The sequence below is a fragment of the Pseudomonas sp. 22082 genome, from assembly GCF_052046055.1.
GTDB classification, from domain to species: domain Bacteria; phylum Pseudomonadota; class Gammaproteobacteria; order Pseudomonadales; family Pseudomonadaceae; genus Aquipseudomonas; species Aquipseudomonas pharyngis.
This window is the reverse complement of record NZ_JBQEQB010000005.1, coordinates 183,704-207,458: the sequence shown is the minus strand read 5'-3', so window position 1 is coordinate 207,458 and position 23,755 is coordinate 183,704. Positions and strand designations below refer to the sequence as shown.

The 23,755-nt window shown below is 60.5% G+C and carries 28 protein-coding genes; 12 read left to right on the top strand and 16 right to left on the bottom strand.

Annotated features, from left to right (window positions below):
- Positions 1-49: 49 nt before the first annotated feature.
- Entirely contained in the window at positions 50-1,723 is a 1,674-nt protein-coding gene (locus ACTJK9_RS08310) for a DEAD/DEAH box helicase (RefSeq protein WP_007955707.1), read from the bottom strand.
- 422 nt (positions 1,724-2,145) lie between these two features.
- Between ACTJK9_RS08310 and ACTJK9_RS08305 the strand changes: the two genes are divergently transcribed.
- Positions 2,146-2,937: a crotonase/enoyl-CoA hydratase family protein gene (locus ACTJK9_RS08305; protein ID WP_440813267.1), complete on the top strand. Its 792-nt coding sequence runs from the start codon at positions 2,146-2,148 to the stop codon at positions 2,935-2,937.
- A gap of 3 nt (positions 2,938-2,940) precedes the next feature.
- On the opposite strand, the gene ACTJK9_RS08300 is transcribed toward ACTJK9_RS08305, so the two are convergent.
- On the bottom strand, positions 2,941-3,696 hold the full coding sequence (locus ACTJK9_RS08300; protein WP_085612214.1) for a spermidine synthase: 756 nt from the start codon (positions 3,694-3,696) through the stop codon (positions 2,941-2,943).
- A 150-nt stretch (positions 3,697-3,846) separates the two neighbouring features.
- On the opposite strand from ACTJK9_RS08300, the gene ACTJK9_RS08295 reads away from it, so the two are divergent.
- On the top strand, positions 3,847-5,193 hold the full coding sequence (locus ACTJK9_RS08295) for a class II 3-deoxy-7-phosphoheptulonate synthase (RefSeq protein WP_039770450.1): 1,347 nt from the start codon (positions 3,847-3,849) through the stop codon (positions 5,191-5,193).
- A gap of 131 nt (positions 5,194-5,324) precedes the next feature.
- Here ACTJK9_RS08295 and ACTJK9_RS08290 read toward each other — a convergent pair whose 3' ends face one another.
- Complete coding sequence (locus ACTJK9_RS08290) at positions 5,325-6,551, bottom strand: winged helix-turn-helix domain-containing protein (protein ID WP_221397857.1); 1,227 nt, start codon at positions 6,549-6,551, stop codon at positions 5,325-5,327.
- A gap of 64 nt (positions 6,552-6,615) precedes the next feature.
- Positions 6,616-6,831, bottom strand: a complete 216-nt coding sequence (locus ACTJK9_RS08285) for a DUF1127 domain-containing protein (protein WP_039770454.1) — start codon at positions 6,829-6,831, stop codon at positions 6,616-6,618.
- A 97-nt stretch (positions 6,832-6,928) separates the two neighbouring features.
- Between ACTJK9_RS08285 and ACTJK9_RS08280 the strand changes: the two genes are divergently transcribed.
- On the top strand, positions 6,929-7,783 hold the full coding sequence (locus ACTJK9_RS08280; protein WP_007908606.1) for a LysR substrate-binding domain-containing protein: 855 nt from the start codon (positions 6,929-6,931) through the stop codon (positions 7,781-7,783).
- Here ACTJK9_RS08280 and ACTJK9_RS08275 read toward each other — a convergent pair.
- Positions 7,773-8,507: a sulfite exporter TauE/SafE family protein gene (locus ACTJK9_RS08275; RefSeq protein WP_085612261.1), complete on the bottom strand. Its 735-nt coding sequence runs from the start codon at positions 8,505-8,507 to the stop codon at positions 7,773-7,775. The two genes, ACTJK9_RS08280 and ACTJK9_RS08275, sit on opposite strands and share 11 nt — an antisense overlap.
- Positions 8,508-8,634: 127 nt before the next feature.
- Between ACTJK9_RS08275 and ACTJK9_RS08270 the strand changes: the two genes are divergently transcribed.
- The 4 genes from ACTJK9_RS08270 (at position 8,635) to ACTJK9_RS08255 (ending at position 11,880) form a co-directional block, all read left to right on the top strand.
- Positions 8,635-9,591 carry a LysR family transcriptional regulator gene (locus ACTJK9_RS08270; protein WP_085612211.1) on the top strand — a complete coding sequence of 319 codons (957 nt, stop codon included), beginning with the start codon at positions 8,635-8,637 and terminating at the stop codon, positions 9,589-9,591.
- Positions 9,592-9,674: 83 nt separating this feature from the next.
- Entirely contained in the window at positions 9,675-10,139 is a 465-nt protein-coding gene (locus tag ACTJK9_RS08265; RefSeq protein ID WP_440813262.1) for a MarR family winged helix-turn-helix transcriptional regulator, read from the top strand.
- 274 nt (positions 10,140-10,413) lie between these two features.
- On the top strand, positions 10,414-10,833 hold the full coding sequence (locus tag ACTJK9_RS08260) for an organic hydroperoxide resistance protein (RefSeq protein ID WP_034155242.1): 420 nt from the start codon (positions 10,414-10,416) through the stop codon (positions 10,831-10,833).
- 33 nt (positions 10,834-10,866) lie between these two features.
- Entirely contained in the window at positions 10,867-11,880 is a 1,014-nt protein-coding gene (locus ACTJK9_RS08255; RefSeq protein WP_085612209.1) for an alpha/beta hydrolase, read from the top strand.
- Between the two features lie 65 nt (positions 11,881-11,945).
- Here the strand turns inward: ACTJK9_RS08255 and ACTJK9_RS08250 are convergent, their stop codons facing one another.
- Complete coding sequence (locus ACTJK9_RS08250; RefSeq protein ID WP_007955690.1) at positions 11,946-12,515, bottom strand: elongation factor P; 570 nt, start codon at positions 12,513-12,515, stop codon at positions 11,946-11,948.
- Positions 12,516-12,563: 48 nt separating this feature from the next.
- Positions 12,564-13,706 carry an elongation factor P maturation arginine rhamnosyltransferase EarP gene (gene earP / locus ACTJK9_RS08245; protein WP_085612208.1) on the bottom strand — a complete coding sequence of 381 codons (1,143 nt, stop codon included), beginning with the start codon at positions 13,704-13,706 and terminating at the stop codon, positions 12,564-12,566.
- Between the two features lie 124 nt (positions 13,707-13,830).
- On the opposite strand from earP, the gene ACTJK9_RS08240 reads away from it, so the two are divergent.
- The gene (locus ACTJK9_RS08240) at positions 13,831-14,238 is read left to right on the top strand and encodes a hypothetical protein (RefSeq protein ID WP_039770468.1); all 408 of its coding nucleotides are present in this window, start codon (positions 13,831-13,833) and stop codon (positions 14,236-14,238) included.
- 2 nt (positions 14,239-14,240) lie between these two features.
- Positions 14,241-14,723 (top strand): GreA/GreB family elongation factor, encoded by a 483-nt coding sequence (locus tag ACTJK9_RS08235; protein WP_085612206.1) that lies wholly within the window; start codon positions 14,241-14,243, stop codon positions 14,721-14,723.
- Positions 14,724-14,745: 22 nt separating this feature from the next.
- On the opposite strand, the gene cysB is transcribed toward ACTJK9_RS08235, so the two are convergent.
- The 5 genes from cysB to ACTJK9_RS08210 form a co-directional block, all read right to left on the bottom strand.
- Positions 14,746-15,720, bottom strand: coding sequence for an HTH-type transcriptional regulator CysB (cysB, locus tag ACTJK9_RS08230; RefSeq protein WP_003183769.1), 975 nt, complete (start codon positions 15,718-15,720; stop codon positions 14,746-14,748).
- Between the two features lie 113 nt (positions 15,721-15,833).
- Positions 15,834-16,337: a universal stress protein gene (locus ACTJK9_RS08225; RefSeq protein ID WP_007955683.1), complete on the bottom strand. Its 504-nt coding sequence runs from the start codon at positions 16,335-16,337 to the stop codon at positions 15,834-15,836.
- A 98-nt stretch (positions 16,338-16,435) separates the two neighbouring features.
- Positions 16,436-17,341 (bottom strand): 5'-nucleotidase, encoded by a 906-nt coding sequence (locus ACTJK9_RS08220; RefSeq protein WP_085612205.1) that lies wholly within the window; start codon positions 17,339-17,341, stop codon positions 16,436-16,438.
- Positions 17,342-17,364: 23 nt separating this feature from the next.
- Positions 17,365-18,321, bottom strand: a complete 957-nt coding sequence (locus tag ACTJK9_RS08215; RefSeq protein WP_440813256.1) for a putative 2-dehydropantoate 2-reductase — start codon at positions 18,319-18,321, stop codon at positions 17,365-17,367.
- Positions 18,318-18,704, bottom strand: a complete 387-nt coding sequence (locus ACTJK9_RS08210; RefSeq protein ID WP_163976067.1) for a thioredoxin family protein — start codon at positions 18,702-18,704, stop codon at positions 18,318-18,320. Before ACTJK9_RS08210 ends, ACTJK9_RS08215 begins: the two co-directional genes overlap by 4 nt.
- On the opposite strand from ACTJK9_RS08210, the gene ACTJK9_RS08205 reads away from it, so the two are divergent.
- Positions 18,703-19,146: a PilZ domain-containing protein gene (locus ACTJK9_RS08205; protein WP_011335308.1), complete on the top strand. Its 444-nt coding sequence runs from the start codon at positions 18,703-18,705 to the stop codon at positions 19,144-19,146. The genes ACTJK9_RS08210 and ACTJK9_RS08205 overlap by 2 nt on opposite strands.
- A gap of 130 nt (positions 19,147-19,276) precedes the next feature.
- Positions 19,277-20,353: a 3-deoxy-7-phosphoheptulonate synthase gene (locus ACTJK9_RS08200; RefSeq protein ID WP_007908583.1), complete on the top strand. Its 1,077-nt coding sequence runs from the start codon at positions 19,277-19,279 to the stop codon at positions 20,351-20,353.
- Positions 20,354-20,421: 68 nt separating this feature from the next.
- On the opposite strand, the gene ACTJK9_RS08195 is transcribed toward ACTJK9_RS08200, so the two are convergent.
- The gene (locus tag ACTJK9_RS08195; RefSeq protein ID WP_007955658.1) at positions 20,422-20,703 is read right to left on the bottom strand and encodes a GNAT family N-acetyltransferase; all 282 of its coding nucleotides are present in this window, start codon (positions 20,701-20,703) and stop codon (positions 20,422-20,424) included.
- A 637-nt stretch (positions 20,704-21,340) separates the two neighbouring features.
- Between ACTJK9_RS08195 and oprI the strand changes: the two genes are divergently transcribed.
- Positions 21,341-21,592 (top strand): outer membrane lipoprotei OprI, encoded by a 252-nt coding sequence (oprI, locus tag ACTJK9_RS08190; RefSeq protein ID WP_025113130.1) that lies wholly within the window; start codon positions 21,341-21,343, stop codon positions 21,590-21,592.
- Between the two features lie 123 nt (positions 21,593-21,715).
- Here the strand turns inward: oprI and ACTJK9_RS08185 are convergent, their stop codons facing one another.
- From ACTJK9_RS08185 to ACTJK9_RS08175, 3 genes are all read right to left on the bottom strand, one after another.
- Positions 21,716-22,687 carry a L,D-transpeptidase family protein gene (locus ACTJK9_RS08185; protein ID WP_039770479.1) on the bottom strand — a complete coding sequence of 324 codons (972 nt, stop codon included), beginning with the start codon at positions 22,685-22,687 and terminating at the stop codon, positions 21,716-21,718.
- A 109-nt stretch (positions 22,688-22,796) separates the two neighbouring features.
- A complete protein-coding gene (locus ACTJK9_RS08180; protein ID WP_003226812.1) occupies positions 22,797-23,090 on the bottom strand; it encodes a hypothetical protein in 294 nt (97 codons plus the stop codon).
- Positions 23,091-23,147: 57 nt separating this feature from the next.
- The gene (locus ACTJK9_RS08175; protein WP_440813253.1) at positions 23,148-23,753 is read right to left on the bottom strand and encodes an arylesterase; all 606 of its coding nucleotides are present in this window, start codon (positions 23,751-23,753) and stop codon (positions 23,148-23,150) included.
- Positions 23,754-23,755: the final 2 nt, after the last annotated feature.

Sequence of the window (23,755 nt, the reverse complement as noted above, 5' to 3'; positions counted from 1 at the left end):
CGAACCAGTCGGGGATTTTTTATGTTCGATCAATCAGCCCAAGGGCGGATCAATCTTCGCGGTAGCGACGCAGCTTCAACTGCTTACCGGCAACGCGAGTGTCCTTCAGCTTGGTCAGGAGTTTGTCCAGACCATCTTCCGGCAGCTCGACGAGGCTGAAGCTGTCACGCACCTGAATGCGACCGATGGCTTCACGTGCCAGACCACCTTCGTTGAGGATGGCGCCCAGCAGGTTTTTCGCCGCGATACCGTCACGCGCGCCCAGCGCGGTACGGCAACGGGCACGGCCTTCGCCCAACGGCATTGGCGCACGACGCTCACGATCACCACGGTCCGGACGATCACCGGAACGCTCAGGACGGTCGCCACGCGGCGCGCTGTTCGGCACCAGTGGACGTTCCTTCTCGATCGCTGCCAGGTTCAACGCCTGACCATTGGTGGCCTTGCGCAGCAGTGCGGCAGCCAGTGCACGCGGGGTGCAACCGATGTCGGCGGTCAGGCGATCCAGCAGATCACCGTGGGTCGATTCGGCGTCAGCCACCAGCGGCGACAGGCTGTTGGTCAGTTTCTTGATGCGGGCATCGAGAACGGCCTGGGCGTCCGGCAGACGCACTTCGGCAACTTTCTGACCGGTCACACGCTCGATTACCTGCAGCATGCGGCGCTCACGCGGAGTCACCAGCAGCAGCGCGCGGCCTTCGCGACCGGCACGGCCGGTACGGCCGATACGGTGCACGTAGGATTCCGGATCGTACGGCATGTCCACGTTGAACACGTGGGTGATGCGCGGAACGTCCAGACCACGGGCGGCAACGTCGGTCGCTACAACGATGTCCAGACGGCCATCTTTCAGCGAGTCGATGACGCGCTCACGCTGGTTCTGAGCGATGTCGCCGTTCAACGCGGCGGCTTTGTAGCCTTTGGCGTCGAGGGCGCTGGCCAGATCCAGGGTCGCTTGCTTGGTGCGCACGAACATGATCAGAGCGTCGAAGTCTTCCACTTCCAGCAAGCTGAGAACGGCAGAGGTCTTCTGGTCAGCGTGAACCAACAGGTGAGCCTGTTCGATCGCGGTAACGGTCTGGGTCTTGCTCTGGATCTTCACGTGCTTTGGATCGCGCAGGTGACGCTCGGCGATGGCACGGATCGATTGCGGCAGGGTCGCCGAGAACAATACGGTCTGACGGGTTTCCGGCATGGCCTTGAAGATGACTTCGAGGTCGTCCATGAAACCCAGTTTGAGCATTTCGTCTGCTTCGTCGAGAACCAGGTGGTTCACGGTCTGCAGTACTTTTTCGTCGCGACGCAGGTGGTCGCACAGACGGCCCGGAGTGGCGACAACGATCTGTGCGCCATTACGGATTGCTTTCAATTGTGGGCCCATCGGCGCGCCGCCGTAGACAGCCACAACAGTCACGCCCGGCATTTGCTTGGCGTAGGTTTCGAAAGCGGTTGCAACTTGTAGCGCCAACTCACGAGTTGGGGCCAGGATCAGAGCTTGCGGCTCGCGCTTGGACGGATCAATGCGGTGCAGAATAGGCAGGGCAAAGGCAGCGGTTTTACCGGTACCGGTTTGCGCCTGACCAATCATATCGTGACCGGCGAGGATGATCGGGATCGACTGCTGCTGAATGGCCGAAGGCTCTTCATAGCCGGTAGCGACTACTGCAGCGACAATATTGGGATGAAGTTCAAGAGCGGCGAAGCCGCCGATTTCCTGGGTCATGGGTCTGCCTCTAAGTGCATCCGCAAAGACCCATGCTCCAAAGCTGCACATGCCGTGTTGAGACTCAAGAGTCGCCCTGGCAGCTTTGTCGGCGGGGATTTGCGAAAACGAATGAATGAAAAAGAATCGTCAAGGAAGAGCCCGCAGTGCGGACGTGCAGCCGAAGCTGACTTCGGGGAATTGCGCTACCTAAACGCGGCCCGGTTAAAGGCCGGCGCGCACTATACCGGAATTTGCCCAAAAAGGGAGCTTTTTTTATCGGCGAAATGCAGTTGTCACCGCTGTGTAACGGGGTTTTGCGGATAATCGGGCAAAGGTCTATTTTTCAAACACCCCGGCCCTGCGGGCGATGGCGCTTAAACGATTCACCGACGTGCGGCATCTGGTCGCTGCACCCTTTCTTCCCCTGCGAGGAAACACCCATGAATCAGCCCTGCCCCGGCCGCGTGAGCCGTGCGCGTCACGGCCACGTGCATTTGATCGGCCTGGACCGCGTCGCCAAGCGCAATGCCTTCGACCTCGACCTGCTCAACGACCTGGCCCTGGCCTACGGTGAATTCGAGGCCGACAGCGACGCACGGGTGGCGGTGGTGTTCGGGCATGGCGAGCATTTCACCGCCGGTCTCGATCTGGTGAATGCCAGTTCCGCCCTCGCCCAGGGCTGGCAGGTGCCTCCCGGCGGTTGCGACCCATGGGGCGTGTTCGTCGGGCCGCGGGTCAGCAAACCGGTGATTGTTGCCGCGCAGGGTTATTGCCTGACCATCGGCATCGAGCTGATGCTCGCCGCCGACATCAACCTGTGCGCGAGCAACACCCGCTTCGCGCAGATGGAAGTGCAGCGCGGGATCTTTCCGTTCGGCGGTGCGACGCTACGCTTTCATCAGATTGCCGGTTGGGGCAACGCAATGCGCTGGCTGCTGACCGGCGACGAGTTCGATGCCCACGATGCGCTACGCCTGGGGCTGGTGCAGGAAATCATGGCCACTGAAGATTTGCTTCCACGCGCCATCGAACTGGCCGAGCGCATTGCCCGGCAGGCGCCGCTGGGCGTGCAGGCGACGCTGATGTCGGCGCGTCAGGCACGCTATGAAGGCGAAACTGCGGCGGCTAATAGCTTGCCGCCGCTGGTGAAGAAGTTGCTGGCCACCGAAGATGCCAAGGAAGGTGTGCGCTCGCTGGTGGAGCGCAGACCAGGGGTTTTCAAAGGCCTTTGAAGATCAGGTCGCCGGACGGATGCAGTTGATCAACGACTGCAACGAGTAGCCCAGCTTCGGCGCCAGCGCTTCAGCCCGTGCAGTCAGCGCCTGCAGGTCCAGCACCTGATCGAGATCCGCCGGCACGATCAGAATCACGTTGCCCTCCTTCACCGGCAATTCCCAGTAATGCCGGTGATAGAGCCCACGCAGCAGCGCTGCGCCCAACGGTTTGCCGTCGTCGGTGGCCCATTGGTTGATCACCAGCCAGCCACCGGGATTCAGACGTTTCTGACAGTCACCGAGGAAATTCCACGCAAGGTGCCCGGCGCCAGGACCGACATCGGTGTACAGGTCGACGAAGATCAGATCCGCAGGTTCAGCGGTCGGCAGCAGTTCGAGAGCATCACCGACGCGGATGTACAGCCGTGGATCGTCATCCAGCCCGAGGTATTCGATGGCCAGACGCGGCACGTCCGGGCGCAACTCGATGGCTTCGACATCTTCCAGCGGCAGGAACTTGAGGCAGGCCTGGGTCAGCGTGCCCGCGCCCAGGCCGAGGAACAGCGCGCTCTCTGGCTGCTCATGGCACAACGCGCCGATCAGCATCGCCCGGGTGTAGTCGTACTCCAGCCAGCTCGGGTCGGCGGTAAACACGCAGCTTTGCTCGATCGCATCGCCGAACTCCAGAAAGCGGTAGTCGGCCACTTCCAGCACGCGAATCACGCCGAACTCATCCTGTACCTCGGCGAGCAACAGCTCGACGCGCTCCTCAGTCATTTCGTCTCCTGGTGGTCACCGGGCGCGGTGACGCGATGGCACCGCTGTGGTGCCGTGGCAAAGCGGCGATTGTCGGCGAAGCGGCGGGAGCAGGTCACGCACTAATTGCTGCTAACATGGCCGTCCGTGCGTAGAACCTTAGAGACCGTGATGAGCCAACCCTGGAGCCCTGACAGCTGGCGCGCCCTGCCGATCCAGCAACAACCCCAATACCCCGACGCTGCGCATCTGCGCCAGGTCGAGCAGACGTTGGCCAGCTACCCGCCGCTGGTGTTTGCCGGCGAAGCGCGTGAGCTGCGCCGCCAGTTTGCCGAAGTCACCCAGGGCCGGGCGTTCCTGCTGCAGGGCGGCGATTGCGCGGAAAGCTTCGCCGAGTTCTCCGCCGCGAAGATTCGCGACACCTTTAAAGTGTTGCTGCAGATGGCGATCGTCATGACCTTCGCCGCCGGTTGCCCGGTGGTCAAAGTCGGGCGCATGGCCGGCCAGTTCGCCAAGCCGCGCTCGGCCAACGACGAGACCATCGACGGCGTGACTCTGCCGGCCTACCGGGGCGACATCGTCAACGGCATCGGTTTCGACGCCGCCAGCCGCGTACCGGATCCGGAGCGTCTGCTGCAGTCCTACCACCAGTCCACCGCCACCCTCAACCTGCTGCGCGCCTTCGCCCAGGGCGGTTTTGCCGACCTCCATCAGGTGCACAAGTGGAACCTGGACTTCATCGCCAACTCGGCGCTGGCCGAAAAGTACAGCCATCTGGCCGACCGCATCGATGAAACCCTGGCCTTCATGCGCGCCTGCGGCATGGACAGCTCGCCGCAACTGCGCGAAACCAGTTTCTTCACCGCCCACGAAGCGCTGCTGCTGAACTACGAAGAAGCCTTCGTGCGCCGCGACAGCCTGACCAATGATTACTACGATTGCTCGGCGCACATGCTGTGGATCGGTGACCGCACCCGTCAGCTTGACGGTGCCCACGTCGAATTCCTGCGCGGGGTGAACAACCCGATCGGGGTGAAAGTCGGCCCGAGCATGAACCCCGACGACCTGATCCGTCTGATCGACGTGCTCAATCCGGACAACGATCCGGGCCGTCTGAACCTGATCGCGCGGATGGGCGCGAACAAGGTCGGCGATCACCTGCCGGCGCTGATCCGTGCGGTGCAGCGTGAAGGCAAGCAGGTGCTGTGGAGCTCCGACCCGATGCACGGCAACACCATCAAGGCCAGCAGCGGTTACAAGACTCGCGACTTCGCGCAGATTCTTGGTGAGGTGAAGCAGTTCTTCCAGGTTCATGAAGCGGAAGGCAGCTACGCCGGCGGCATCCACATCGAGATGACCGGGCAGAACGTCACCGAGTGCATCGGTGGCGCGCGGCCGATCACTGAAGATGGATTGTCGGATCGCTATCACACTCACTGCGACCCACGGATGAATGCCGATCAGTCGCTGGAATTGGCGTTCTTGATTGCTGAAACCCTGAAGCAGGTTCGTCGCTAAGGTTCGATATTTTTAGCGTCTGAGTTGGCCTCTTCGCGGGCAAGCCCGGCTCCCACAGGATCGATGTCGTACATTTGGTTTGTGAACGACTCGGTCACTGTGGGAGCTGGCTTGCCAGCGATGAGGCCGGTTCAGTCGCAGCCGATCTGAACCATAGCCATCCGGAGCCGACCGGCACTTTCCCGCTGACAATTGAGCTGCACCCGCGCGAGCCCCAACCAGTCCGCCATGCGCCGCAGGTTCAGCGCCAGGGCCAGCATTCCCGCCTCGTCCAGCCCCGTTTCTTCCTCGTGCACCGCATGCACCGCCAACCGCCCCGCCACCCGTTCGGCGCGCAGATCAACCCGCGCGGCAATCCGTTCGTTGTGCAGGAACGGCAGCACGTAATAACCGTAGACCCGCTTGTCCTGCGGTGTGTATATCTCCAGACGATAGCGAAAATCGAACAGCCGCTCGGTCCGGCTGCGCTCCCAGATCAGTGAATCGAAAGGTGACAGCAGCGCGCTGGCTTCGACTTTTCGAGGGATTTTCGGCTCGGGCAGGCAATAAGCGATCTGCCGCCACCCGGCGACTTCGCAAGTCAGCAGCTGCCCGTCCTCGACCAGTTCAGCCAGACGCGGGCGGGCATCGGAAGGCTTCAGACGGAAGTAATCACGCAGGTCTCTTTCCGTGCCGACACCAAGCGCTTGCGCTGCATGCAGCAGCAAACCGCGCTGCGCCTCAGCCTCATCGGGCAATGGCTGGTGCAGCACGGAAGCCGGAATGACGCGCTCCGGCAAGTCATATAACCGCTCGAAGCCACGGCGTCCGGCGACGGTGACTTCGCCAGCAGCAAACAGCCATTCCAACGCGTGCTTTTCCGCGCTCCAGTCCCACCACGGTCCGGCCTTTTCTTCGCGGGTCGAAAGGCTGCCGGCGCCCAATGCGCCCTGCTCTTGGACCGACGCCAGCACGCGGCGGATGGTGTCCTGTTGCTCGTGACCGAAGCGCGCCAATTGCTGATAGATGTCTTCACCGCGCCTGGCCCGCTGCATGCGCCAGCCCATCAACGGGTACATCGACAACGGCAGCAGCGACGCTTCATGGCCCCAGTATTCGAACAGCGAACGACGTCGCCCCGAACTCCAGGCAGCCTGGTCGAGCAAATCGGAAGAATAGGAACCGAGACGGGAGAACAGCGGCAGGTAATGCGAGCGCACAACGGCGTTGACGGAGTCGATCTGCAACAGGCCGAGGCGTTCGATTAGCCGGTTGAGGTGCATGGCCTTGACAGTCGGCGGCTGGCGCCCGTGAAACCCTTGGGCAGCCAGTGCCAGACGTCGAGCCTGTTTAAGGGAAAAGGACAGTGTCGCGGGCATGTGTACCTCCATGTCTGCTCGCAACCTACCTCACTGCAAGAGGGTTTGTGTAGCGATGGCCTCATCATTTATGCATCGGATCGTCCCAGAACGGCCGCACCGACTCGTGTTCGACATCGGCACGGCTGACCCCGATGTCCTTGAGCGCTTCGTCGCTCAGGCTGGCGAGCAGCTCGCGCTCACGGTGCAATTCGTACCACCGGCTAAACTTGTGCAACAGATCGGAAACGATATGGCCGGAAAATTTTTCTTCGCCTGCGTACTCTCTTTGACCTTTCATCGTGTTGCCTCCTTTTTGGGATGGCTCAAGTCTCCCGCCAGAGCTACGATCAATCCAACGAATGTTTCTGATGGCATGCATCACGGAGATTCATCAATTGTCGGCATATCCCAGTATCGATACCGATGTCCTGCGCACCTTTGTCGCGATTGCCGATCAGGGCGGTTTTACCCGTGCCGGCGAAATGGTCAACCGCACCCAATCGGCGGTGAGCATGCAAATGAAGCGTCTGGAAGAGGACGTGTTGCAGCGCCAGTTGTTCGAGCGCGACGGGCGTCAGGTGCGCCTGACCGCTGAAGGCCAAGTGTTGCTCGGCTATGCGCGGCGCATCCTTAAACTGCACAGTGAAGTGTTCAACACCCTGCGCGAACCACACATGGTTGGCACGGTCAGGATCGGCACGCCGGACGATTACGTGATGCGTTTTCTGCCGGGGATTCTGTCGCGTTTTGCGCAGTTCTATCCGCTGATCCAGATCGAAGTGCACTGCGAGTCCACCAAACAGCTGCTGCAGCGCACGGATCTGGATCTGTCGATCGTCACCCGCGAGCCGGGCAATGAAATCGGCCAACTGCTGCGCAAGGAGCGTTTCGTGTGGGCCGAGGCGCAGAATTTCAGCGCCCACGAGCAGACGCCGTTGCCGCTGGCGATGTTCAACAGTGATTGCTTCTGTCGCCTGTGGGCCTGCAATGCGCTGGACGCGATGGGCCGCGAATACCGGATCGCCTACAACAGCACCAGTCTGTCGGCGTTGATGGCGGTGGTGAGCGCGGGTCTGGCGATCACCGCGCAACTGGAAAGCCTGATCACTCCCGACATGCGGATTCTCGGGGCCGCCGAGGATCTGCCGCTGCTGCCCGAAGCCAGCATCATGCTGATACGCAACCTCAACAACCCCTCGCCGATCACCGAATGCCTGGCCGAGCACATCGTCGAAGGCTTCAAACTTTAAAGGCGAGCATCACCGCGCACAGCACCAGGAACCCGCAGAACAGCCCGCGCAGGAGTTTTTCCGGCATCGCGTGGGCGACTTTCACACCCCAACTGATGCTGGCCAGCCCGCCAATGGCCAGCGGCAGGCCGATCATCCAGTCCACTTCGTGGTGCACCGCGTACGTTACCAGCGTGACGCCGGTGCTCGGCAATGCCAGCGCCAGCGAAAGACCCTGAGCGACCACTTGAGTAGTGCCGAACAGACTGGTCAGTACCGGCGTCGCCACCACCGCCCCGCCGACACCAAACAAGCCACCCATGGCGCCTGACGCCGCGCCGAGCACGCCCAGCCACGGCCATGAATAACGCATCTCGGAGGTGGCCGCCGGGCGCGCACCAAACATGCGCACCAGGTTGTAGGCCGACAAAGCCACGAGGAACGCGACAAAACCGATGCGCATGGTTTGCGCGTCGATGCCCACGGCCCAGATCGAGCCGATCCACGCAAAGCAGAATCCCATCACTGCCAGCGGCAACGCATGGCGGAGTTCGATGCGGTTGCGCTGGTGATAACGCCACAGCGCCAACATTACGTTCGGCACCACCATCACCAGCGCCGTGCCTTGGGCGATCTGCTGATCGAGCCCGAACCAGACACCGAGCAAGGGAATGGCGATCAGCCCGCCGCCAATGCCGAAGATCCCACCCAGGGTGCCAAGGGCGGCGCCGAACAACAGGTACATCGAAAACTCGATCACAGCAGAATTCCTCAAACGTCAGGCGATTCATCCTACGCAGTCGGCGCTGGCACGGAAACGCACAGCAACGCACAATGGCTGTGCCAAATCCGCATAGGCACTGGACTGATTCATGAATCCCAATCAATTGACCGACCAACTCGGGCTGTTTCTCGATGTGCTGGAGAGTGGCAGTTTTTCCGCCGCCTCGCGCCGACATCCGCTAACGCCCTCCGCCGTTGCCCGGCGTATCGATAGTCTGGAAAGCGCGGTCGGCAGCCAGCTGTTCATCCGCAGCACCCACGCGGTGCGTGCCACACCGGCGGGTCTGGCATTTGCCGAACGGGCGCGGCGGATTGTGGCGGAGTTGCAATTGGCCCGGGCTGAAGCGGTATCCCTGAGCAGTGCGCCGGAGGGTCTGATTCGGGTGGATGCGCCGGCGGCGTTCGGACGGCGGCATCTGGCGCCGGTGATTGCCGATTTTCTGGTGCTGTACCCGGGGCTGGACGTACAACTGCATTTGATCGACAGCTTCGTCGACATGGACGGTTCAAACCTGGGCAAAGTCGATCTGGTGTTGCGCGCCGGGCAAATGGCTGACACCCGGCTGGTGGCCACCCCTCTGGCGAGCATGGTCCGCATCGCCTGCGCCAGCCCCGACTATCTCAAGCGCCGCGGCGTACCGAGCGAACCCGCGCAATTGAGCGAGCATGACGGCCTCGATTGGGACGGCCTCGCCCCGCCCTTCGCCTGGCGCTTCGAACAGGATGGACAAATGCAATTGCACCGCCCGGCGCGGGTGCGCATGAGCGCCAACAACGCCGAGGCGCTGGTGTGCGGCGCGCTGGCGGGACTCGGGATCGCGCATCTGCCAACCTGGTTGGCCAGCGAATACCTGTTGCGTGGCGAGTTGCTGCCGCTGTTTTGCGAACACGGTCTGCCAAAGCCGGAAAGCACCGGCATCTATGCACTGCGGCTGGAGCAACAGGCCAGCTCCCGCAGCCGTCTGCTGTTGGAATACCTGAAGACCCGGTTCAGCCCCGTGCCGCCTTGGGATCTGGCATTGCAACGGGAGCTGGGCCGGCACTGACCGATTCGCCACCGGGCACAATTGTCTGGCGCATTAAAGATTCGAGCGCTAGATTCATCTGCATCACCGTTCAAGGCACTGACATGACCACCGACCGCAACACCTCCGATCACTGCGAAGACCTGCTGCTCGACAATCAGGCCTGCTTCGCCCTGCATTCCACTTCGCTGATGATGACCAAGGTCTACAAGCCACTGCTGCAAGCGCTTCGCCTGACGTATCCGCAATACCTGGCGATGATGGTGCTGTGGGAGAAGGATGGTTTGACCGTCGGAGAAATCAGTACGCGCCTGCTGACCGACCCGGGTTCACTGACCCCGTTGCTCAAGCGGCTGGAAGGTGAAGGTTTGCTCAGCCGTACGCGAAGCCGTGAGGATGAGCGTGTGGTGATCGTTGAACTGACTGCCCAGGGACGCGCCTTGAAAGACAAGGCCCGGACCGTTCCACAATGCATCCTGGGGGCCAGTGGCTTCACGCTGGAGCGCCTGCAACACCTGCAAGCCGAGTTGCAGGCCTTGCGTGGTCATTTGCAGGACAGCCTCACTTAAAACTCCCCCTTTTCCTGTGGGCGCAGCCTTGCGCCTGCAGGCGCATCGCCCCTTCCCCGCTTATCACAGAAAAATTTTTTCATCTCGTTTTACATTCAAAAAATCCTTCAATATCAAAAGCTTGAGATCACGCCACTTCCCAATCCAAGCGCTAATTCCTGCTTTCTTCAAAAATTTATCTTGCGCGCTAAATATTAGAGAAGTACATTTACTTCGCACCTAGTTAGCGCGCAAACAATTAGCGCAACAAACCACACTTAATGAGGCTCACACCATGCAAACTCTCTACACCGCAATCGCAACCTCCACTGGCGGCCGTGACGGTCGTGCGATCTCCAGCGACAACATTCTCGACGTCAAACTCGCCACCCCGAAAGAACTCGGCGGTGCCGGCGGCGCAGCTACCAACCCTGAGCAACTGTTCGCCGCCGGCTACTCGGCCTGCTTCATCGGCGCCCTGAAATTCGTCGCCAGCCAGACCAAACGCAAAATCCCGGACGACGCCTCGATCACCGCTCACGTCGGCATCGGCCAGATCCCTGGCGGTTTCGGTCTGGACATCGACCTGCACATCAGTCTGCCGGGCCTGGAACAGGCTGACGCACAAAGTCTGGTTGACGCGGCTCACCAGGTCTGCCCGTACTCCAACGCCACTCGCGGCAACGTCGATGTGCGTCTGCACGTCACCGTGTAATCACTGACACTCAGGCCCGTACAGGAAATGAACATGAACACTTTCAGCAAAGTCTTGACCGGTACTCTTCTCGCCCTGTCCATCCACAGCGCATTCGCCGGGGAGGTTGAACACAACACCCAGGCGTTCCTTGATGTGCTGAATGCCGGCAACGGCAAACCGATGGAACAGATGACGCCCAAGGATGCCCGCGCCGTGCTGACGGGCGCGCAGTCCGGGGTCAAACTGACGCTGCCCAAAGCGGACGTCAGCGAGAAAACCATCCAGGTCGATGGCCAACCGTTGAGCCTGACCATCGTCCGGCCGGCCGGGGTCAAGGGCGAGCTGCCGGTGTTCATGTTCTTCCACGGCGGCGGCTGGGTGCTGGGGGATTTCCCGACCCACGAACGTCTGGTGCGGGATCTGGTGGTCGGCTCGGGTGCGGCGGCAGTGTTCGTCAATTACACCCCTTCGCCGGAAGCGCATTACCCGGTGGCGATCAACCAGGCTTACGCGGCAACCAAATGGGTAGCCGAACACGGCAAAGAGATCAACGTCGACGGCAAGCGTCTGGCGGTGGCGGGCAACAGCGTCGGCGGCAACATGGCGGCAGTCGTCGCCCTGATGGCCAAAGACAAAGGCACCCCGGCGATCAAATTCCAGGTGCTGCTGTGGCCGGTGACCGATGCCAATTTCGATACCGGTTCGTATAACCAGTACGCCGAGGGGCACTTCCTCACTCGCAACATGATGAAGTGGTTCTGGGACAACTACACCACTGACGCCAACCAGCGGAACGAGATCTATGCCTCGCCGCTGCGTGCAACCACCGCGCAATTGAAGGGTCTGCCGCCTGCGCTGGTGCAGACCGCCGGGGCCGACGTGCTGCGTGACGAAGGTGAAGCCTACGCCCGCAAACTCGACGAAGCCGGTGTGCCGGTGACCTCGGTGCGCTACAACGGCATGATCCACGACTACGGTTTGCTCAACGTGGTCAGCCAGGTGCCGGCAGTGCGTTCGGCGATGCTGCAGGCCTCGGAAGAACTGAAGCAGCACCTGAAAAAGTAATTTTCATCAGGCACAAAAAAGCCCGACTCAATGGTCGGGCTTTTTCTTTCCGCAAAAAGCAGTGCTTATTTGGCACGGCCTTTGTAGGAACCGCCTTCGCGGGTATCGATCTCGATCATGTCGCCGATTTCGATGAAGTCAGCAACCGACAGCTCGGTACCGTTCTTCAGTTTGGCAGGCTTCATCACCTTGCCGGAAGTGTCGCCGCGAGCGGAACCTTCGGTGTAGTCAACCTGACGCACGATGGTGGTCGGCAGCTCTACGGAAACCAGACGGCCTTCGAAGAATACGGCTTCGCAAACGTCGGTCATGCCTTCTTCCACGAATGGCAGAACGCTTTCGATGTCTTCGGCGTTCAGCTCGTACATGGTGTAGTCGGTGGTGTCCATGAACGTGTAGGAGTCACCGCTGATGAAGGACAGGGTCGCTTCTTTGCGGTCCAGAATCACGTCGTCCAGCTTGTCGTCCGCACCGTAAACGGTTTCGGTCTTGTAACCGGTCAGCAGGTTCTTCAGCTTGGTCTTCATGATCGCGCTGTTACGGCCCGACTTGGTGAATTCAGCTTTCTGAACCAGCCAAGGATCGTTGTCGATACGGATCACGGTACCGGGTTTGAGTTCTTTACCAGTTTTCATTGCGAATATCCGAATTTGGATGGGATTTACAAAAATCTAGGCCGCGTATCATATCCAATTTCGGTAAAACTGTACCAGCGCCGTCGCAAGATCGGCCTGCAAGGCTTGTTCCAGACACCACGCGCTGGCATTTTCCTGCAGTTCGGGCCAGTATTTACGGGCCTCAAGCCAGTGGTCGCCGATAGGCTGGCCGGCACTCCAGGCACGCCATAGACCGTTCATCGCCTCGGCGGCAGCGGGCGAAAGGCGTTTTGTGTAGAGCGCAAGGAAGGCGTCGAGCTTGTCGAGATGGATGTCTTCGTCCTGCTGATAGATGTGCCACAGCATCGGCCGCCCCGCCCATTGCGCTCGGACAAACGAGTCCTCGCCACGCACCGCGTTGAAATCACAGCACCAGAGCAATTGATCGTATTGATCCTGACGGACGAACGGCAGCACCTGCACTGTCAGCGACTGACGAACGTGCATTGCACCGACCGGCAGCGACTCGACTCCAAGCCAACGGGCGACATCGCCGAGAATCCGGCCTTCCGGCACCAGCAGATGGGTAGGCGTAGCGTCCGCCGCGAGCACATCCAGCCAACTGGCGAGTCCGGCATTCTCGTAGGCAAACAGCGAAATCAGCTGCGCACCGGATGCAGGAGCGATCCCCAGACCATGCAGGAATTGTCGCTGCGCCTCGGGGTCCTGTTGAAACTGCTGACGCCGCTCCAGTAAACCGCTCTCACGCAGCAAGCCGCCGGTCCCCGGCTGAAATCCCGGAAAGAAAAAGTACTTCTGCACCGACTTGTACTTCACCGACGGCAGACCGTGGCAGCCAGTCACCCAGTCTTCAGCGCTGAGATAGTCGAGGTTCATCCACAACGGCGGCTTCTCCCGTGCGGCCATGGCGTCCATGTAAATGCTCGGCAACTGGCAGGCAAAAGCCGCGATCACTACGTCGGCCGCTACTGATTCCTGCCACTCAGCCGGCCAATGCCGGACTTCGACGCCCTGCTGCCATTGCTGATCGAGGCCGATGTCGATTTCCGGGCAAATGCGTTCGAAAGCGCGCAGGTCATCGACCCACAATCGCACCGTCATTGCCTGCTCGCTGACCAGTTGCCGGGCCAGACGCCAGGTCACGCCGATGTCGCCGTAGTTATCGACGACCGTACAAAAAATGTCCCAGCGGGTGTTCAGTGGCGGCATTCAAGGCTCCCGTTGGCAAAAGCGCCGATTGTCCGCATAAATGTCTCCATGCAGAAGAGCCGACGGCAATTAATCTTCGTGCGACAATCGCCACTCGCCCGCATTCATCCGCCAGGAGGCAGCCATGCCCTATCGTCCCAACCCGCGTCGCCCCTTGCCTGTTCAGCTTAGCGCGCTGCAATTGACCGGCAGCATTGCCCTGGGTCTGTGGCTGGGTTTCCTGGCCATTGCGCTGACTTGCTGGCTCGCCTCGCTGCTGTTCAGCCGTCAATTGCAGCCGGTGGCGGAAGCGGTGCAACAACTGAGCAAGCCTCCGGTAGCCGCCCAGCCGCAGCCAGAACCTGAGCCACAAAACCGCCTGTTCGAGCAGTACGAAGAAAACCTGCGCAAGAACGAACAGCAGGCACGCCTGGACCAGGCCCGTGGCAGCACGCGCAATCTGTCGAACCCCAAATGCCAGTTCTGGCTGCAACAGGATCAGACGGCCCCGAGCGAAAAAAGCCGCGCCAACGTCCTGCAATTCTGCGATTGATCATGAATAAACAGATTGTTCACCAACTGATTCTCGACAAGCTGCGCGTTGATCTCGACATCGCCGAGCGCGCGGCGCAAACCGCTTACGAAACCGCGACCCACGAAGAGAACATCGCCGAAAACAAGTACGACACTCTGGGCCTCGAGGCGTCGTATCTGGCGGCGGGCCAGGCGAAACGGGTCGAGGAAATTCGTCAGTCACTGGCGCTGTGCCAGAACCTGACGCTGCGCGCGTATGACGATCAACGCGGGATTGAAATCGGCGCCCTGCTCGGTCTGGAAGACGAAAAGGGTCGCGAGCAATGGCTGTTTCTGGCGCCGGATGCGGCGGGTCTGAAAGTCGATGTGGTGGGTCAGCCGATTACCGTCATCACCCCGCGCTCGCCGCTGGGCAAAAGCCTGCTGGGCAAGTTCGCGGGTGACGAGGTGGAGATTCTGGTAGCAGGCACCCGGCAACAGTTTGCTGTCACCGAGGTGCTGTAGACAGGGGCTTAGTGACAGGGGCTTAGTGGACCGGCAGTTCGACACCATCGAAAAGCTCTTCCAGTTCCTGCTTGTTGTGGCACTGAATGGCCTTGGCCATGACTTCGCGGGTCAGGTGCGGTGCGAACTTCTCGATGAAGTCGCACATGAAGCCGCGCAGGAAGGTGCCGCGACGGAAACCGATCTTGGTCACGCTGGACTCGAACAGTTCGCTGGCATCGAGCACCACCAGATCGTTATCCAGTTTGGTGTCGACCGCCATTTTCGCCACGATGCCAACACCCAGGCCCAGACGTACGTAGGTTTTGATCACGTCGGCGTCGGCAGCGGTGAACACCACTTTCGGCGTCAGGCCGCGATGGCTGAAGGCTTCGTCGAGTTTCGAACGGCCGGTGAAACCGAACACGTAAGTCACGATCGGGTATTCGGCCAGCGCTTCAAGGGTCAGCTTCGGCAGTTTGGTCAGCGGGTGGCCCTGAGGCACGACCACGCAACGGTTCCAGCGATAGCACGGCATCATTACCAGATCACCGAACAGTTCCAGCGCTTCGGTGGCGATGGCGAAATCGACGGTGCCGTCAGCGGCCATCTCGGCGATCTGCATCGGCGAGCCCTGGTGCATGTGCAGCGCCACGTCCGGGTATTGCTTGATGAAATTGCTGATCACCGGCGGCAGCGCATAGCGTGCCTGGGTGTGAGTGGTGGCGATCGACAGGGTGCCCTTCTTCTCGTTGGAGAATTCCTGGGCGATCTGCTTGATGCTTTCGACCTTGCGCAGAATTTCACCGGCAGTGGTGATGATGCGCTCGCCGGCCGGCGTGACACGGGTCAGGTGCTTGCCGCTGCGGGCGAACACTTCGACGCCCAGTTCGTCTTCCAGCAGACGGATCTGTTTACTGATGCCCGGTTGCGAGGTGTAGAGGCTTTGGGCTGTAGCGGAAACGTTGAGGTCGTGGTGCGCCACTTCCCAGATGTAGCGCAGTTGTTGAAGCTTCATATGAATCCCTCAAAGCAGGTAGACGCCACGGGCATCAGCGACGGTATATAACTATATTAATGGTTTGAAGAATAAATCTAGAACTTTTTTATCAAAGTGCCATTATTCCTGCTTCAGCGATCCTCCCGACGCCGACGCTCCACCAGCGGCACCAGATAAACCGGCACCTTGGACAATTGCAGCAGCCGGGCCGCCGTTCGCCCCAAAGGTGTTTCCGCCCCGACCCCGTGGCTATGACTTCCTACGATCAGCAAATCGACAGAGAGTTTCTGCACCTGATCGAGAATCACCTGTGACGGATCGCCCTGCAGCACCCGTACCGCGCGTATCCGCTGCAGGTCCTGCTCGCCCTCGTCCCCCAGTTCTTCGCGAAAACTGTCGAGCACCCGCTGCTCGATATTGGCAATGACCGTTTTCAGACCCTGACTGTGAAATTCGTTCAATGCCTGTTCGTCGAGATAGCTCTGCAACACCGATTCGGCAAACAGCCCCATGGGCTCCACCGCGTGCACCACGTACAGATCGGCATTGAACGTTCGCGCCATCGCCAGGGCATGCTGCATCACTAACGGTGCGTACAGACCGAGGTCAGTGGCATACAGCATCGAACGAATCATATGACCTCCTCGCGTGCCAACATGGCGGAGATTTGATTCAGCTTAGCAGTGCCTTGGCGAGTACGACGTGCGACGCAACGTCTTGAACCACGAGGGCTTTAGACCGCCGGTTCGTTGCTGATGCCATGAGGCACGTGACCGGTCGCCACCACTTCCCGGGCCAGCTCGCAGTGGCCGGCCTGATCGTCGAAAAACACGTCGGCGGCGAAGGCTTCGAGGAACGCCGATTTGGTCAGGCCGCCGAGGAACAGCGACTCGTCCAGACGAATGTCCCACTCGCGCAAGGTACGGATCACCCGCTCGTGGGCCGGAGCCGAGCGCGCGGTGACCAGTGCGGTGCGGATCGGGCACTCCTCATCGGAGAACTCGCGCTGCAACAGATTGAGCGCCGCGAGAAAGCCCTTGAACGGCCCGCCGCGCAACGGTTCGCGAGCGGATTCACGCTCCTTGGCCTGGAAGGCTTCGAGGCCACCGGATTGATAGACGCGCTCCGACTCGTCGGAAAACAGCACCGCATCACCGTCGAAGGCGATGCGCAATTCGTCGCTGGCCGCACGGCTGGCGCCCCCGGACAGAATGGTCGCCGCCGCGAAACCGGCATCCAGCGCGGCGCGTACGTCTTCGGCATGGGTGGAGAGAAACAGGTCGCAACCGAAAGCCTTCAGATACGGATAAGGACTGCGGCCGCCAACGAACGCCGCACGGGAGATCGCCAGGCCGTAATGACCAATGGAGTTGAAAACGCGCAGGCCTGTGTCGGCGCTGTTGCGCGACACCAGAATCACCTCGACCCGGGCGCGACCGAGGCGACTGTTGAGATTGAGCAGTTTTTCCACCAGCGGAAAGGCATCACCCGGCGCGAGGATTTCGTCTTCGTGTTCGATCTGATATTGCCGATAGGCTTCGACGCCACTCGACTCATACACCTTGTGGCTTTCGCTCAGGTCGAACAGGGCACGGGACGAGATCGCCAGCACCAGTTTGTCATCGATGTTCTTGGCCATGCCTTTCCCCCAGTGCGACCGGTTTAAACGTTACGCCGGTCGATAAAGCTCAATGTGCGATACAACGATTCGATGCGCGGCAACTCGCAGCCTGCCGCTTTTGCTGCCGCCAAAGGACGAGCGTAGATCGCCTCCAGCTCCAGCGGTCGCTTGTGCAAAAAATCGTGGTACATGCTCGGCCAATAGTCGGGCATTTTCTCGGTCATCATGAACAGGTATTCGGCGTAACCGGGCGGCATGTCGTGACCGCAGGCCTTGGCGCCCTGCACCACTTCGGCCATCAGCGCCTGAATCAATGCGCGGCTGTCCGTGTCGGCCATCAACGGCGTGGTGCTGGCACCGAGCAACACCGAAAGTCCGTTGTAGGGAATGTTCCACACCAGTTTCTGCCAGCGCGCCTGATGCAGGTTCGGCATCGCCTGGGAGTCGAGGCCGGCGGCGCGGAACAGCCCGGCGCCCTCCTCGACGATTGCCATGCGCGCCGCGTCATCCGCTGCCGGGCCGCTGTGATAACCGACGTTCACCGCCCCCAGCGCCTGGTGGGTGACCTGGCCCGGCCCTTCGCGGTGGACGCAGATCAGGCACAAGCCGCCCAGCAAGTGCAGTGAATCGGGCAGCAACGCCCGCAAGCTGTCTTCGACGTCGAGGCCGTTTTGCAATACCAGCACTTTCGCGTCGGATTTCGCCGCCTGAATGATCGACGGCGCCAACCCGGCATTGCTGGTGGTCTTCGCGCCGACCAGCAGCCAGTCGCAGGGCGGCATGTCTTCAGCCGACGAATAGGCCTGCACCGGGTTCAGCGTCAACGCACCATGCACGGCACTGTCCACTTGCAAGCCGCGCTCGGCGACCGCGGAAAATTCACTACGCAACAGAAAGTGCACATCGAACCCGGCCCGGGCCAGCATCACCCCATAGAACCCGCCGATGGCGCCGGTGCCAATGATCCCCACCACCGGTTTGTTCACTGCTCCCATCACGGCAACTCCTCTGCAATTCGACCCAGCGCCTGCGCCACGGCTGCGTTCAGCTCATCGGCATTCAGGCGCGTGTGTACCGCCCCAAAGAACTCGCCGTCGCGCACCACAAACAGCGCCGGCAAATGAAAGACCTGATAACGCTCGACCAGTCCGCCGTTGTCACCGGCATCGATCCAGCACACGCGATCGACGACCAGATCGAGACCCGGCAACACTTCGCGGGCATAGCGGCAACTGGCGCAGCCGACGCTGGTGAAAATCACCAGCGAAACGCCGTTCATCGCCAGCAGCCGCTGGTCGGCGTCGAAATCGGTCAGCTGCGATTCGACCACTATACTGGGGGAAACAATGTCAAATGGCCGACACAGGGAGTCTGTGCTCATGGGACGGTTTATTCCTCATCCGGATGATGTGCCCGTTGAATTGACCTTGCTCACACCGGAGTGTATTTCGCGTCAACGGCTGCACACTATCAGCCTCGGCGGCATCGCTTGCAATTACCATCGTGCCTGGCGCCATGGCACCGCATTGCAGGTGCGCATGCCGACCCTCAACGCCGACATCTGTTATCCGGGCTACGTGGCCTGGTGCCTGCGACGTAAAAAAGGCTATCTGGTGGGCATCGCCTTCACCGACGAACAGACCCTGTTCAGCGCGCGAATGGGTGAGCAGGTGTGTCAGATCGAACGCTATTGCCGACTCAACGACGCCCACGACGACCTCCAGGATATTCAGGCCCTGGCCCTGCAATGGGTCGAACAACACGCCGACGAGTTCTCCCACGACACCGTTCGCAAGGCTTTCGCGCAGCCCGTGCTGGACTGAACAGTGACTTGCCCATTGTCTAGCAGGCGCCTAACGCGATAAGGTTCGGCTCCCCGACGCGCTTAAATCTGCTGTGCTCCGCCGCGCGGGGATCGCTGGCGGCCGGCACCCGTGACCTGACGAGTAAACGATGGCTGATTTACCGATCAACGACCTGAACGTCGCTTCCAACGAGACCCTGATCACTCCCGATCAGCTCAAGCGTGATATCCCTCTGAGCGACGCTGCCTTGCGCACTGTCACCAAGGGTCGCGAAGTCATCCGCAACATTCTCGATGGCACCGACCATCGTCTGTTCGTGGTGATCGGCCCCTGCTCGATCCACGACATCAAGGCTGCCCATGAATATGCCGATCGCCTGAAGGTGCTGGCGGCAGAAGTCTCGGACACCCTGTATCTGGTCATGCGCGTGTATTTCGAAAAGCCACGGACCACCGTCGGCTGGAAAGGCCTGATCAACGACCCGTACCTGGATGACTCGTTCAAGATCCAGGACGGTCTGCACATCGGTCGCCAGCTGCTGCTGGACCTGGCCGAGAAAGGCCTGCCGACCGCGACCGAAGCCCTCGACCCGATCTCCCCGCAGTATCTGCAGGACCTGATCAGCTGGTCGGCCATCGGCGCACGGACTACCGAATCCCAGACCCACCGCGAGATGGCTTCCGGCCTGTCCTCGGCGGTCGGCTTCAAGAACGGCACCGACGGCGGCCTGACCGTGGCGATCAACGCGTTGCAGTCGGTCTCCAGCCCGCACCGTTTCCTGGGCATCAACCAGGAGGGTGGCGTGTCGATCGTCACCACCAAGGGCAACGCCTACGGCCACGTGGTGCTGCGCGGCGGCAACGGCAAGCCGAACTACGATTCGGTCAGCGTCGCCCTGTGCGAGCAGGCGCTGAACAAGGCGAAGATCAAACCGAACATCATGGTCGACTGCAGCCACGCCAACTCCAACAAGGATCCGGCCCTGCAACCGCTGGTAATGGAGAACGTCGCCAACCAGATCCTCGAAGGCAATCAGTCGATCATCGGCCTGATGGTCGAGAGTCATCTGAACTGGGGCTGCCAGGCGATCCCGAAAGACCTCGCCGACCTGCAATATGGCGTGTCGATCACCGACGCCTGCATCGACTGGTCCGCTACCGAAAACACCTTGCGCAGCATGCACGCCAAGCTCAAGGATGTGCTGCCGAAACGTCAGCGCAGCTGACAGCCGTTTCGCAGGCATAAAAAAACGCCGGGCATTGCCCGGCGTTTTTGTGTATGCGGTGAGGTCAGTCAGATCTTGGCGGTGCGCCGCTGATGACGCTCCATGTAGCGCTCCACGTAGGAGCACGAAGGAATGACCGTGTAGCCCATTTCATCGGCGTATTGCAGCGCCCGCTCGGTCAGGGCTGCCGCAATGCCTCGGCCACGCAAAGCGTTGGGCACGAAGGTGCGGTAGATATCCAGGGTCTGTTTCCCCAGATCCATGTAGGTCAGGTAGGCACGATGACCGTCCACATTGGTCTCGAACTGATGACCAGCCTGGTCATGGTGGATGGACAACGCCTCGCTCATCACTACTCCTCGCGGGTCTCGAATTCTGACCCCTACCTTACCGATGTTTTCCCGGCGAAGGAACATCTACGCCACCCCGTGCCTGATGGGCATCGAGAAGAACTGCACCGATCTCGCGCAACCCGAGCACGTATCAAATAGTAGGCACCATTGGCGAAAATGCTCAAGGTACGCTCGTCATCGTGCGGATTGACGGGGCAGTTCCGGTGGACTCAGGGCCGGTTCGGGAGACGATCTTCCCGAGCCGAAAGGCTGAACATCGCCGGATGTTGAGACTTAAGACGAGCCGCCTGTTTTAAAGTCACCTCAACATGGACAAAGATATGCGAGGCGCTGCGCAAATTCGCAACAAAAGTGTGGACGAATCCATATAGACAGACTTTGGCCACTACCTGCAAAACAGCGCACGGCACCGGGAACTTTTTCTCATTAACTCGCTCATCTCGCGGCTTACAGCTGGATATTTTTTATACAGCGCAGTTAAAAGTTGCTCGAAAAAGAATCAACGCCTACAATTTTTTTTGCTTCTTGCCTTACGTCAGTTTACTTACTACAAGTAATGGGTAGTATGTACGCCGGCTATTTCCTCAATCGGAGGAGACAGCCACTTAATTGAAAGTCCTTGAAGGGGAACACGATGAACAACGTTCTGAAATTCTCTGCTCTGGCTCTGGCCGCAGTTCTGGCTACCGGTTGCAGCAGCGCATCGAAAGAAACCGAAGCACGTCTGACCGCTACTGAAGACGCAGCTGCTCGCGCCCAGGCTCGTGCAGACGAAGCTTACCGTAAAGCTGATGAAGCTCTGGCTGCTGCTCAAAAAGCACAACAGACTGCTGACGAAGCTAACGAGCGTGCTCTGCGCATGCTGGACAAAGCTAGCCGCAAGTAATAATCCTCCGGGATTGTTATCGAGCCGACCCATTTTTTGGGTCGGCTTTTTTGTGCCCGCTGTTTTCTACGGGCGACAAAAAACCCGCCGATGCAATAGCCTCGGCGGGTTCTGTCTTACAGCTTATTGCTGCAGGTCGATCGGTGCGCTGGAGACCATCGGCGCCGAAGTGTTCGGCGTGCCGATTTCAGTTGGCAGGCCATCTTCGGCCGCCACCACATCACGCACCACATCCCAGTTCATGCGCAGATTGTTGGTGATGTCTTCGCGCTTGAGCATCGCATTGATCACAGCGGTGTGCTTGTCGACTACCGACGGGTTGCCCTTGTCGTCAATCGGCGTGTGCGCTTCCAGATAGACCTTGCCGCCACTGCGACCGAACTTGTACGCATCGTTGATGATCCGCACCGACGTACCCACCGGCACCATGCTGGCCATTTCCAGCACGTTGTTGTTGAACATGCGGAAGCAACCGTGGCTGGTGCGCATGCCGATGCCGAACTTCTTGTTCGAACCGTGGATCAGGTAGCCTGGAGTCCCCAGGGTGAACTTGAACGGGCCCAGCGGGTTGTCGGGACCGGCGGGCACCACGTTCGGCAGCGGATCGCCATCGGCGGCGTGCTCGGCCTTGATCGAGGCAGGCGGCGTCCAGGTTGGGTTCGGAGTCTTGGCAGTGATTGAGGTGTGGGCAATCGGCGAACCCCAGCCCTCACGACCAATTCCCAATGGGAAGGTGTACACCACGTTCCGGCCTTTCGGGTAGTAGTAGAGACGGTATTCGGCGAGGTTGATCACGATGCCTTCACGCGGCCCCGGCGGCAGGATGAAACGCGTCGGCAGGACCACTTCGGTGCCGGCGCCCGGCAGCCACGCATCGACGCCCGGGTTGGCCGCGACCATTTCCGAATAACCCAGATCGTAGGTGGTGCCCAGATCGGCAAAAGTGTCTTCGTACTTGGCCTTGATCACCTGCACCTGGCCGATGATGTCCTCACCGGGTGGTGGCAGGGGAAACTCCAGTGCGGCAACGGGACCGGCCACACACAGGGCGGCAAGAGACAGGCAGCGGGTGACGGCAGGAAAACGCGGCAACATCCGGAGAATCCTTCGCAAGATCGACAAGGGTATAAGAGCGCGATTGTACACCGCGCCCAGGGAATTCGGGGAGATGCGCCGATAGACCGCGATATCGACGAAAAAGGACTCAGAGCTCGAAACGCAGCTCAGGCCAGATCGGCGAGGTGCCGCGCTTCTGCGATTCGAGGATTGCCCGGCACAGCGAGCACAGGCGCTGATCCTGGAACACCCGGCGATCCACGCTCGACCAGCGCGGTTGCGCCGGCAGCAGACTGCCGCACAGGGTGCGGTCCGCCGAACCACCGAGCTCCAGTTGACGGGTCACCAGATGCACCCGCACTTCCTGGCAGGCGAACAGATCCAGCTGTTCGTCAGGCTCGATCAGTTGGTAGGCGAACAGGGACCAGGCAGGACGCGGCATCGGGGGCTCCAAATAAGGGGGCGCCACATTAGCCGAAAGCCTGCCGCTAGAAAAGCCTCATAGCAGCGGTTTTAGCGTCGGCCAGACATTTTCCAGCAACTTGCCCTGAGCCCCGGCCGCCGGGTGCAGACCGTCGGCCTGCATCAGGTCCGGATGCCCGCCCACGCCGTCGAGGAAAAACGGCACCAGCGGGATTTTCTTCTCCTCGGCGAGTTTGCCGTAGACCTCGGCAAAGGCATCGGTATAGCGCTTGCCGTAGTTGGGTGGCAATTGCATGCCGAGCAACAGCACCTTGGCACCGCTTTGACGGGAGCTGTCGATCATCGACGCAAGATTTTGTTGCAATTGCGTCGGCGGCATTCCGCGCAGGCCATCGTTGCCGCCCAATTCGAGGATCACCAGTTCCGGCTTGTGCTCTGCAAGCAGCGCCGGCAGCCGCGCCTGGCCTCCGGCGCTGGTGTCGCCACTGATGGACGCATTGACCACCTTATCGTCAAAACCTTCGGCCTTGAGCCGCTGTTCGAGCAACGACACCCACCCCAGCCGGGTATCCAGTCCGAAACCCGCGCTGATACTATCGCCAACGATCAGGACTGTACCCGCCGCTGCGTTCTGGGCCATGCACATCAAGGCCAGGCCAGCACTCAAAAACCACACACGCATCG